Origin of the sequence: Dellaglioa algida DSM 15638, from assembly GCF_001434695.1 — a bacterium.
In the GTDB taxonomy this organism is placed as follows: domain Bacteria; phylum Bacillota; class Bacilli; order Lactobacillales; family Lactobacillaceae; genus Dellaglioa; species Dellaglioa algida.
The window spans coordinates 79,936-92,137 of the sequence record NZ_AZDI01000005.1 but is presented as its reverse complement, the minus strand read 5'-3'; the positions used below and the strand labels follow the sequence as shown (position 1 = coordinate 92,137).

Here is a 12,202-nt window from a genome sequence, read left to right as displayed (position 1 = left end):
CTTGGTCAAGCCCATTTCGTTGAATATTATAAATAAATCGTGATTTGGATTCCCCTACCGATTGAATCTTTAACAACAATTTCCCCACCCATTGCCGTTACAAGTTCGTGCACAATAGAAAGTCCAAGCCCATTACCCTCTATTTCTTTACTTCTAGACTGGTCAATCCTATAGAAGCGTTCAAATATTCTTTTTTTGTCTCCGTCTGAAATACCGACACCCGTATCCGAAACCAAAATAAAGGTTTTTTCTCCATCAATACCTGCCTCAATTAAAATTGAACCGTTGTCTACGTTATATTTAACGGCATTTTGCAGTAAATTCTCCACGATAGTTGTTATTTTACTTTTATCAAAACTGATAACAAAATCTTTTTGTATTTTTCTATTAATTTCCAAATTTTTACTTCTAATCTTTTTGCTTAAAAGTTCTAATTCAGAATCAATTACGTCATTTAACTTAAATTTTGTAATGTTTTCTTTACTTTTCTGACCCTTTGATAATTTCAGTATTTCTTGAATTAGGACCTCTAACTTATTGCTCTCATCGTAAATGATATTCAAAAATTTCTTTGCTGTCACGTGATTAACCGGTTCCTCCAAAAGGGTTTCAGTAAAACCTTTTATTGCGGTAACTGGTGTTTTTAGCTCGTGGCTTACATTTCCAACAAATTCTGTCTGCATTCTCTCTAAGAGTTTCACTTCAGTTATATCGTACAAAATTACAATTACTTGAAAGTCAACGTTATCATTTGCGACGTAGACCACCGTTGCATCTACTACCTTATTTGTATTTCCAATCTCAACTTCAGCTCGTTGCTTTTCTCGTAACTTTATAGCTTTTTCAATTAACCCACTTAATTTATACGTTTTAACGTCATCAATATACGAGTGACGTTGCTGTTGAATTGTACGCCCCAACAACATCTCTATCGTTTCATTTGCCATTAAAACTTGTCTTTTATGATCTATTTGCATGATACCAACCGTTAGATGCTCGATTAATCGTAGATAATTATTATTTTGAACCTGATAATGGACATTTCTTTTCTTTTGATAACTCTCCACGCGATTAATTGCTTTCGATAATTCAAAGTTTGGACTATCCGTATCCAGTAAAACATGAAATGAGGCGCCTTGATTGACTAAGCTATTTAATCTATTTGCCATTAACTTTGATTCCGCATCAGACTTAGACACCATTTTATAAATAATAAATATCTCTATAAAACTTAAAATAATTACACCACTTACGTTAGTTTTACTAAAGAATCGGCCAGTCACACTCCATAATAACATCATACTAAATATTAAATTCAGCGATATTATTAAAATCGCAATCACATATTTCATTTTTTTATTCATTTATTTCCCTCAAACTTATATCCAAATCCCCGAACTGTTTTCAAATACATTGGTTTCTTTGGATCGACTTCTAATTTTTCACGTAAATGGCTGACATGCATATCAATCATTCGCGTCTGTCCTTCGTAATCATATCCCCATACGCCACTGAGCAATTTTTCTCTGCTTAAAACACGGCCTATTCGTTTAACAAAGTACACCAAAAGCTCAAACTCTTTTGGCGTCAATAAAACTTTTTCATTATTTTTATAGACAGAATAATTTGAAAAATCAATTTTAAAATCTTTAAATTCTTTAACTTCCTCATTATCTTGTTCAATCCCAGATGAATTAATCTCGGTACGTCTTAAAATAGCTTTAATTCTTGCCACTACTTCCCTTGGACTGAACGGTTTCGTCATGTAATCATCCGCGCCAATTTCTAACCCAATAATCTTATTTAATTCATCATCTTTAGCCGTTAATATTATTATTGGCGTTTTTATTTTTTCCTGTCTTAACTTCTTTGTAACTTCAATACCATCATATCCCGGTAACATCAAATCAAGAATAATAAAATCAAAATTTCGTTCTGTTGCCTTTTTGAACGCACTTGGACCATCTGTTGCCACCTGCACTTCATAATTCGCACTTTCTAAATTATACGTTAGTAACGTCACAATCGCCGGTTCATCATCCACAACTAAAATTTTTTTCATTACTTATCCCCTAACCAAATTTATTTGATTATAACCAACCCTATTTCGTACGGTGAATCTGAAAAAATAGCACTTTCCGTTATTTTAGTATCACCACTAAACGTTTTAATTTTCAATCGACAATATGTTGAACTACTTTCAAGCGCTTTATATAGTTCATTTTCATTTCTCACGTTAATACCATTACATTGGATCACGACATCCCCAACCTCGACGTCCATTTTCGCCGCTGGTGTTTCTGGTCGTACCCCCACAATTAAGATACCTTCATCAGATTCTGCAAACCACTTTTCTTGTTTATTATCATGGCGTTTAATGACGTATCTATCCCCCAAATAAGCAATCAATAATATGACTAGCCCAATTATGCCTGCTATTGGATAAAATGCAGATATGATGGCTAAACAGGCGCTCACTACTGCCAAATATAAATATTGTTTTTTGATAAAGCCGATAGCTAATTTTGGCAATTCTTTATAAATTCGAAGCGTCAGTCCAATAATTAACGGTAAAATGATAACGTTGTATTCTGTCCCCGCTACATGAATTAATGGCCACCAATCAAATACACTGTGAAATTGATTACCTGGCACTAATATTACGAGTGGTATAAGATACAATTCTTTCATTTTAAATGATGATATATTTCGTCCCCGTTTTCCGGCCTGCGTACTTGGTGATAACTGGCTCTTCCTAAATAAGTGTAGTGCAATACCTGTAATAAGCAAGCTAAGCGTTCCCACTAGTAAGATTCCCGTTAAAAATTCAGGTTGGAAGGTCTCATTTTTAAATACATCCATATTAGATGATTGCCATCCCAACATCCCATAAATAAGTCCAGAAATTAAGAATAACGGATAGATGCTGTTGAATAATGGGTACAATAAAAGTCCTGCAATCATGCAGATTGTATAGATAAGTACCCAGTTCATTGGAATCATTGTTCCCGTTCCAAATAAAATTACTGATCCAATAATACCAAAGAGTATTCCTACTTTAATTGCGTGGCGTTCCTCATAGAAATCACTATCGACAGCCGTCCGAAATGCTTGTCGCTCTTTTTTTACCCTCTGATTATAAATAACAAACATCAATATCGTTACCAACCAAACCGTCGGTTGAATGAAAAATGTTCCAATAATTTTAAGTATCTCCATAAATCCACCTATTTTCTTTAAGATATAATACTCAAATTATATCATGCTTTATTACGATTAAAAAATGATTATCTAAATCGAAAAAAAAGACTGGATACCGTTAAAAACGGCACCCAATCTTCATTAATTTTAATTAAATCTTTAAGAATCGACGCATTGAAACAAATGATCCCAGTGCACCAATAACGATACCAATTGAGATCAATAGCAAATCAATCTCTGCCAAGAAAGTTCCTGGTGTTAACAATCTGTAACTTGTTGATGCTAATGAAGCTTGTAAGCCGTTATAAATCCAAATGTAGCCAAAATCAACTAACGCAATTGGAATAATCGCCCCTAAAAGTCCAGTCCATGCACCTTCAAGTAAGAATGGCCATCTGATAAATCCATTCGTGGCACCAACTAGACGCATAATACCAATTTCATTTCTACGAGATAAAATTGTGATTCTAATTGTATTAGATATCAAGAATACCGCAACGAATAGAAGTAATGCACTAATGATCATACCCCATTTTTGGATACTACCAACCACTTTAAATAGTTTTTTAGCAGATGTTCCACCAAAACTTGCATCATTTACATAATCTAAAGTTTTAGCTTTTTTTGCAACTTGTTCAGTTTGCTTTGGTTCTTTCGTTTGAACATCAAATGTATCATATAGAGGATTATCATCCCCACCAAACAATTTAAACTCATTACCATAACTGCCGACAACTTGTTGTAATTGTTCTTTTTTACTTGAAAAAGTGACTTTTTTAACTTCAGAGTAACTTTCAAGTTTCTTTTTCAACGTATCTTGTTGGTTCTTTGTTGTCTTGCGTTCAACAAATACTCGAACTTGAACGTCATTTTCAACATCAGATGCTAATTTATTTACATTCATTAAAATCGAGAGCAATACACCAACTAAAATTAATGTTACAGTAACTGCACTGATAGCGGCAACAGACATCCATCCGTTACGACGAAGACTCTTAACACTTTCACCTAAATGGCGCTTAAACGTTCTCATTTTCATAACCGTATTTTCCTCCTTCTTCATCTCGGGCAATACGGCCATCTTCAATAGCCAACAAACGATGTGGATATTTGTTCACAATAATACTATTATGAGTTGCCATGATAACTGTTGTTCCCTGTTTATTTACTTTTTCTAAAATTGCCATGATATCGTCAGAAGTTTCAGGATCTAAGTTACCCGTTGGTTCATCAGCAATCAACACTTCCGGTTTATTAGCAACCGCACGTGCAATAGCAATTCTTTGTTGTTCGCCACCAGATAGTTCTTCAGGAAATTTATCTGACTTATCAGCTAAATCTACAAGGTCCAGAACATAATCAACGCGTTCCTTGATTTCTGCTGGTTCTTTTTCAATCACTTCAAGTGCATAGGCAATATTTTCAAATATTGTTAGGCGTGGTAATAATTTGAAATCTTGGAAAACAATCCCAAGATCTCTTCGTAAAAATGGGACTTCTTTTGGTTTCATCGTTTGTAACTGAAAGTTATTTACGGTAATTTCACCAGATGTTGCTTGCTCTTCATGGTACATCATTTTGATAAACGTTGATTTACCGGCCCCACTGGGTCCAACCACGTATACAAATTCACCTTGGTCAATTCGAATATTGATATCATTACTTGCGATAATATCATCGGAATATTGTTTAAATACATTTTTAAATTCTATCAAACAGTGAATCCTCCTATGTCTATTTTCATAATGTTTTCATTATACCATGATTATGTTCTTACAGATTTCAATAGTTTTACAATTAAGTTTCATTTATTAACTTGGGTTTTCATTTTTTAGTTTCCACTGTAAAAAAGCGTTAATAAAACCGTCTAAGTCTCCATCCATTACTGATTGTACATTTCCCGTTTCAAATTCTGAACGATGGTCTTTTACCATTGAATAAGGATGGAATACATACGACCTAATTTGCGATCCCCAACCAATATCCATTTGTTCGCCTTGAATGGCAGCACGTTCTTTTTCCTTTTCTTCCATTTCAAGTTGATACAATTTAGATTTCATCATGCTTTCTGCTGTCGCCCTATTTTGAAATTGTGATCGTTGCGCTTGACTTGATGTTACAATTCCTGTTGGTATATGAATCAATCGAACCGCCGAAGACGTCTTATTAATATGTTGTCCACCGGCCCCAGACGATCTGAAAACTTCCATTCTAATATCATCTTGGTTTAATTCAATTTCAACGGAGTCATCCAATTCGGGCATGACATCAACGGATGCAAATGATGTATGACGCCGTCCCGCGGCATCAAATGGTGAGATTCGGACTAATCGATGGACACCTTTTTCACTTTTTAGGTATCCATATGCATTTAGTCCCTTAATTAGAAGCGTTACACTTTTTAAGCCTGCTTCATCCCCGGACTGATAATCTACCGTTTCAACGGTCAATCCACTTTTTTCAGCCCATCTCGTATACATTCTTAAGAGCATTAGCCCCCAATCTTGAGATTCAGTTCCACCTGCGCCCGGATGAATTTCTAAAATAGCATTTCGACTGTCATAAGGTTCATTCAGTAGCAGTCTTAACTGATACCTATCAAGTGCCTTCATCGTTTCATCAAATAAATCATTAAACTCACTTAACATATCCGGATCGTTTTCTTCTTGTAATAATTCAAGCATTACTTGTAATTCCGAAACCTGACTCTCTAAATCATGAAAGGAGTCATACTTACCTTTTAGTTGATTCGTTTCATCAATGACTTTTTGAGCTTCTTCTTGATGATTCCAAAAATCTGGATCAGCCATCCGTTCTTCATTCTCAGAAATTCGTTCATTCAGCGTCTCTAAGTCAAAGAGACCCCCTGAAGTTAGTTATTTTTTGTTCCATATCATTGATCTGTTTCCTATAATCACTTAGTTCCATGAGTTTTCTCCTTAATCTGTTAAAAAGGGTCACCTTCAAACTCTATCGAATTCGGAAGTGACCCTTTACTGATATTTTTTTATTAACGTTTAATATTTTGTCTAATTTCAGCTTTCATGAATAAACGTGTCACTTCAAATTCGATTGTACCCACAACTTCTTCAAACATTCTGAATCCATCTGATTGATATTCAACCAATGGGTTTAATTGTCCGTAACCACGTAGTCCGATTGACTGACGTAGTTGATCCATTGCATCGATGTGAGCCGTCCATTTATCATCAACAACACGTAACACAACTACTTTTTCAAATTCGAGCATTTGTGCTGCATCAACTAATTGGTCCTCTTTAATTTTGTAATTCTTTTCGGCACGATCAACTAAGTAGGCTTCAATCTCTTTAGCATCCTTACCTTCTAAATCTGCCAAGGAAATGCTATCCTCGTTAACCATTGAAGATACTGCAAAATCTATAATAGCTTGCAAGTTCCATTCAGTTTGGTCACCTTGAGTGTGCATTTGAACAATATGATTTACAGTTCTTTGAATCATAGGCATAATGACTGGTTTCAATGTTTTTTCTTCCATGATAACTTGTTGTCTTTGGTTATAAATAACCTCACGTTGTTCACGCATGACATCATCATATTGTAAAACATTTTTACGCGTATCATAATTATTACCTTCAACACGTTTTTGTGCTGATTCAACTTGTTTTGTAATCATACGACTTTGAATCACAGCATCATCTTCAGTAATATTCATGCGTTCCAAGAAACTCTTAATACGTTCTGAACCAAATCGTAACATCAAATCATCTTCTAAAGAAAGATAGAATTGTGTCATTCCATCATCCCCTTGACGACCGGCACGACCACGAAGTTGATTATCAATACGACGAGATTCATGACGTTCCGTACCAATAACAGCTAATCCGCCAATTTCCTTAACACCAGGTCCCAATTTAATATCAGTCCCACGTCCAGCCATATTTGTTGCAATTGTAACGGCTCCACGTTGTCCAGCATTCAGGATAATTTCAGCTTCACGTTCATGGTTTTTGGCATTTAAAACAGCATGTGGAATTTCAGCTTCATCCAACATTTGTGCCAATAATTCTGACGTTTCAACTGCGACAGTACCAATTAACATTGGTTGTCCAGCTTCATGACGTGTTTTAATATCAGCGATTACAGCCTTAAACTTACTATTCAATGATGGATATAACAAATCAGCTTTATCATCACGAATAATTGGTTTGTTTGTCGGAATTTGAACAACTTCCATATTGTAAATTTCACGGAATTCTTCTTCTTCCGTTTTGGCAGTACCTGTCATACCAGATAATTTCTTGTACATTCTAAAGAAATTTTGGTAGGTGATATTAGCCATTGTTTTTGTTTCGTCTTCAATTTCTACGTGTTCTTTAGCTTCAATTGCTTGATGAACACCATCAGAATAACGACGACCTTCCATGATACGGCCAGTAAATTGATCAACAATCATTACTTCGCCATCTTGCACAACATAATCTTTATCACGTAGCATAACAAAGTTAGCACGTAACGCATTATCTAAATGATGCGTTAAAATTGTGTTATCCGTATCAAATAGATTGTCTAAGCCAAAGTATTTTTCACCCTTGCGGATTCCTTCTTCAGTTAAAGAAATTGATTTTGATTCAAGATCAATCTTGTAATCTTCTTCTTCAGTTAATGTTTTAGCAAATCGATCTGCTCGAACATACATTGCAGTTGTTTTTTCAGCTTGACCAGAAATAATTAACGGCGTTCTAGCTTCATCAATCAAAATTGAATCAACTTCATCGACGATAACGTAGTTCAAGGGTCTTTGAACCATATCTTCACGGTAAACAACCATGTTATCACGTAAATAATCAAATCCTAATTCACTATTTGTTGAATACGTAATATCAGCAGCGTAAGCTTCACGTTTTTCTTCGGCTGTTTTTGCATTGATATTCAGTCCAACAGTCAAGTCCAACCATGAATACAATTCACCCATCTCTGTTGCATCACGGCTCGATAAGTACTCATTAACTGTAACAACATGGACGCCTAATCCAGAGATTGCATTCAAATAAACAGGCATAGTAGCCGTTAAAGTTTTACCTTCACCAGTTTTCATTTCTGCAATATTACCGGCATTTAAAACCATTCCACCAATCATTTGGACACGGAATGGGTATAGGCCTAGGACACGTTTTGCGGCTTCACGAACAACCGCAAACGCTTCAGGTAAAAGATCATCAAGCGTTTCACCTTCTTGATATCTTGCCTTAAAAGCAGGCGTTTTAGCTTTTAGTTCATCATCAGATAGTGCAGCCATTTCATCGGCCATGTTTTCAATAGTATCAGCTATTTTACCCAGTCTTCGTAATTCACGGGTATCACTTTCAACCCATTGTCTTAATACATTTGCCATTTAGCTTTCCCCTTATATATCAAACACTCTTATTGAATTATTTTTAATTATAATATCATTTTTTATAGTATCACTAAATCAACAAATTTTAAACCAAAAATAAAAAAAAGCCTTGCGTAGTTAAACTACCCAGCAGGCTTTTCCCTTCTAACTTAATCTTCGGCTTCAATTAAACCGTAGCGACCATCTTTTCGTTTATAAACGATGTTAATACCTTCTGTATCAGCATCTTCGTAAATAAAGAAGTTATGGCTCAACATATCCATTTGTAAAATAGCTTCTTCACTGCTCATTGGTTTCAAAGAAACATGTTTTGTACGAACAACGTCAAACATGCTTACTTCTTCATCAACAGAATCTGATTCTTCATCAGCAATTTCATTACGAATTTCAATCTCTTTGATTCCTTTACCTCTTGATTGACGGTTAATTTTAGTTTTATATTTACGGATTTGACGTTCTAACTTATCAGTTACAAGATCGACACTTGAAAGTAAATCTTGTGATGTTTCTTCAGCTCGAAGGACGAGAGAAGGCATTGGCACAGTCACTTCCACTTTAGCCGTTTTATCTGAGTACACTTTTAAATTAACATGAGCCGTTGAATTTGATGTATCAGTGAAGTACTTTTCTAATTTGAATAACTTCTTTTCAACGTAATCTCTAGTAATATCTGTAACTTCAACATTTTCACCGCGAATATTGTATTTTAGCATAATAAACTCTCCCTTCAATCTACGGCAGGTAACGAACCAATTAATAACCTTCCCGTTGGTTTAATTATAAGCGAAAATGACTGAATATACAAACGATATCCCCTAATAAAATACGATTAGTACGCCATTGTAATCGCAAACATATTCATTTAGACGATTCTCGATTCTCTTCTAATTAAATCATCTAGAATTCATCTTGCAAGCGTTATACTTTTAACGCATTTAGCCCTTGACGCTAATAAGTCAATCGCATAAAACAACGTCCGACCCGTCGTATAGATATCATCGACAACTAACACAACTTTATCAGTTAAATCCGGACAATCTGAGCTGAGCGTAAAAGGCTGGACCAATTCTAACCTTTGATGCCTATTCTTATGAGATTGTTTTTCTTTAACGGTATCATTTCGTTTCACAAAATGACTATGTTTCATCGTTAAAAGGCCACAAACTTGGTTAAATCCCCGACTACTCATTGTCTCAGAATCTACGGGGATCACCACAAGATAATCAAAATAAATCGTCTCAATCTTCTTTTTTAACGCCGTTTGAAAAACAGTTCTTAACTGGTAGTCTCCATTAAACTTATAGTTTTTAATACTTTCTTTCATAAAATCATTGTAAACGAATAACGCTTGATTCTGAAAATCATAACTCGGGTAAATAAGTCGCCATTTTTTACAATCCGGACAACATTTTTGATTCTCTTGATCTCGTCCGCATCCTTCGCAGGCTGTACTCGCCTGGATTACCTCAAATTGTTCCCGACAATTCCGACAAATTTGCTGTTTTTCATAAGGCTTAAAAGACACGATAAATGCTAAAGTTAGTTTCTGACTAAAGTCATTTTGACAAATTTTACAATTTCTCATTCCTTTAACCGCCTTGCTTTTCGATTCATTGTTTTTATTTGTCCTGCTGCTTTTTTCAATGTAACTGTATAATTACTACACAAAAAAATAACGTCGCCGTAAGGTCGGTTAACATTGCGACCGACGCGACCAGCAATTTGAACCAAGGCCGCCGTTGAAAAAGTTTTATCATCAGCCCCAAGTACGAAGACGTCCAAATTAGCAAGGGTTACACCGCGCTCTAAAATTGTTGTCGTAATAAGATATCGCATCTCACCTGATCTAATAGCTTTTACTTTCTCTAATCGATCGGGATCCTCAGAGTACACAGTTTCCCCCTTCAAGTTGGGGAACTTCTTTTTAAACGCCTGCATCACTGGTTGTAACAACCAAATTTTAGGCACAAAAACTAAAAATGGATCATCACGTTTTAGCCAATGATTGATTCGCAAGACTAATTTTTTTGGTAAATGTCCTTTTTTAATTTTTTTCTCCCATGATTTTTCAAATACGACTTTAATTTCGGGTAGTTTATGTCCATGGAAACGTACGGGCAAGTAACTCACAGTTAGCCGATTTAGCCGGACCTCTCTTAACAGTTCCTCACTGGGTGTGGCTGTTAAATATAAACTGGACCCTCCTTTTTTCGTTGCCTGGGTTGTCGCTTGCAAGAGTAGTTTATTTTGAGCATATGGAAAGGCGTCCACTTCATCAACTATCATGACATCAAACGCCTCTTGAAAACGCAATAACTGATGAGTCGTGCAAACGACCAATTGCGTATATTTATACGGATTCGTCGATTTACCGTGTAACAAACAAATATCTATCTCGTTAAATGCCGCCTGTAACCTTGGAAATAATTCGATACAAACGTCAACTCGTGGAGATGCCAAGCAGACACGCTTATTATCCATTAACGCCGCTTCGATACCTTTAAACAGCATCTCTGTCTTCCCGGCACCCGTAACAGCCCATAATAAATGACGAGCGGCCGGTTTCGCAAATATTTGTCTAACTTCATTAGCACAAGCTTCTTGTTGATTTGTTAGTTGTCCATCCCACGTTAATGGACTTTTTTTCCAAGTTGTAAACAGGTTTGGTTCAGGTATAGTATAAAGTGTAGTCGCACTCGAGATTCGGCCCAGTATAATACATTGAGTACAATAATACCGTTTACCCTGTAGATGATTTTTACTGAATTCAAGCCTTGAGGAGCACCTACGACAGATTAACTGTTTACCCTTAGTCATAATACCCGAGTAAGCAGTAAGACCATCCAACTTAATTGTTTCATCTATTTCTAAATTAGTTACTAAACGACCATATAAGTTTGAAAGTGGCATTCTCATCAATCCCTTCAATAACTTTAAATACGTAAAGGAATATTAATTATGTCTAAAAATTACTTAACAATTAAAAAATCTGGTTCGGATACCTTAATCGAAAAGAAGTCTGCCTTCATTTGTCAAATCGCCAGAATTACAAACGAAGAGGAGGCGCTCATTTTCATTGCGTCAGTTAGAAAATTAGAACCTAAAGCCAGACATCATTGTTTCGCATACACCTTCAATCTTGACTCTGAAATCCAACGTCAAAGTGATGATGGTGAACCTTCCGGGACAGCTGGCGTTCCAATCCTGGAAGTCATCAAAGCCAAACAGCTTAAAAACATCTGCATTGTTGTCAGTCGAAAATTTGGCGGAATTAAGTTGGGGACTGGTGGACTTATTCGTGCGTATAGTAATGCCGCTTCACAAACTATCGACGCAATCGGCGTTGTTGAACGTATTTTGCAAACTGAACTCATTTGCCAGGTTGCCTATCAAAACGTTGGTAAATTAGAAAACTACCTTGAAAAAAATAATATTATCATTCAGCACGTAACCTATCTTGAATCAGTTTCATTCACTCTTGCGGTTGATCAAAAAGAGCTGACTACCCTGCAAGATCACTTGATTGATCTTCTTAATAATCAGGTCACCTTTAAATTAGGTCAAAATTTGTATAACGAACTTTCAATCCAATAAAAAAGGATGTCCAAAAGCGGACATCCTTTT

The 12,202-nt window shown here is 35.7% G+C and carries 11 protein-coding genes; 1 reads left to right on the top strand and 10 read right to left on the bottom strand.

The features are described 5' to 3' along the window. Positions 1–26: 26 nt before the first annotated feature. From FC66_RS04995 to FC66_RS04950, 10 genes are all read right to left on the bottom strand, one after another. Entirely contained in the window at positions 27–1,364 is a 1,338-nt protein-coding gene (locus tag FC66_RS04995) for a sensor histidine kinase (RefSeq protein WP_057974287.1), read from the bottom strand. Further along, entirely contained in the window at positions 1,361–2,062 is a 702-nt protein-coding gene (locus tag FC66_RS04990; RefSeq protein WP_057974286.1) for a response regulator transcription factor, read from the bottom strand. Before FC66_RS04990 ends, FC66_RS04995 begins: the two co-directional genes overlap by 4 nt. 20 nt (positions 2,063–2,082) lie before the next feature. Continuing rightward, positions 2,083–3,219, bottom strand: coding sequence for a PDZ domain-containing protein (locus FC66_RS04985; RefSeq protein WP_057974285.1), 1,137 nt, complete (start codon positions 3,217–3,219; stop codon positions 2,083–2,085). A 133-nt stretch (positions 3,220–3,352) separates the two neighbouring features. Further along, positions 3,353–4,240 (bottom strand): permease-like cell division protein FtsX, encoded by an 888-nt coding sequence (gene ftsX, locus FC66_RS04980; RefSeq protein WP_057974284.1) that lies wholly within the window; start codon positions 4,238–4,240, stop codon positions 3,353–3,355. Further along, the gene (gene ftsE, locus FC66_RS04975) at positions 4,221–4,916 is read right to left on the bottom strand and encodes a cell division ATP-binding protein FtsE (RefSeq protein WP_057974283.1); all 696 of its coding nucleotides are present in this window, start codon (positions 4,914–4,916) and stop codon (positions 4,221–4,223) included. Before ftsE ends, ftsX begins: the two co-directional genes overlap by 20 nt. A 96-nt stretch (positions 4,917–5,012) precedes the next feature. Then, positions 5,013–6,129 (bottom strand): peptide chain release factor 2 gene (gene prfB / locus FC66_RS04970; RefSeq protein WP_157051994.1). Its coding sequence is split into 2 segments (ribosomal slippage): positions 5,013–6,056 and positions 6,058–6,129, totalling 1,116 coding nucleotides; the frame shifts between segments, so codons are not numbered across the junction. Positions 6,130–6,211: 82 nt separating this feature from the next. Then, positions 6,212–8,575 carry a preprotein translocase subunit SecA gene (gene secA / locus FC66_RS04965; RefSeq protein WP_057974281.1) on the bottom strand — a complete coding sequence of 788 codons (2,364 nt, stop codon included), beginning with the start codon at positions 8,573–8,575 and terminating at the stop codon, positions 6,212–6,214. Positions 8,576–8,727: 152 nt separating this feature from the next. Then, positions 8,728–9,291 carry a ribosome hibernation-promoting factor, HPF/YfiA family gene (hpf, locus tag FC66_RS04960; RefSeq protein WP_057974280.1) on the bottom strand — a complete coding sequence of 188 codons (564 nt, stop codon included), beginning with the start codon at positions 9,289–9,291 and terminating at the stop codon, positions 8,728–8,730. A gap of 191 nt (positions 9,292–9,482) precedes the next feature. Continuing rightward, positions 9,483–10,163, bottom strand: coding sequence for a ComF family protein (locus FC66_RS04955; RefSeq protein ID WP_057974279.1), 681 nt, complete (start codon positions 10,161–10,163; stop codon positions 9,483–9,485). Beyond that, positions 10,160–11,494, bottom strand: coding sequence for an ATP-dependent helicase ComFA (locus FC66_RS04950; RefSeq protein ID WP_057974278.1), 1,335 nt, complete (start codon positions 11,492–11,494; stop codon positions 10,160–10,162). The genes FC66_RS04955 and FC66_RS04950 overlap by 4 nt, the downstream gene beginning before the upstream one ends. 42 nt (positions 11,495–11,536) lie before the next feature. On the opposite strand from FC66_RS04950, the gene FC66_RS04945 reads away from it, so the two are divergent. Beyond that, positions 11,537–12,172 (top strand): YigZ family protein, encoded by a 636-nt coding sequence (locus tag FC66_RS04945; RefSeq protein WP_057974277.1) that lies wholly within the window; start codon positions 11,537–11,539, stop codon positions 12,170–12,172. Positions 12,173–12,202: the final 30 nt, after the last annotated feature.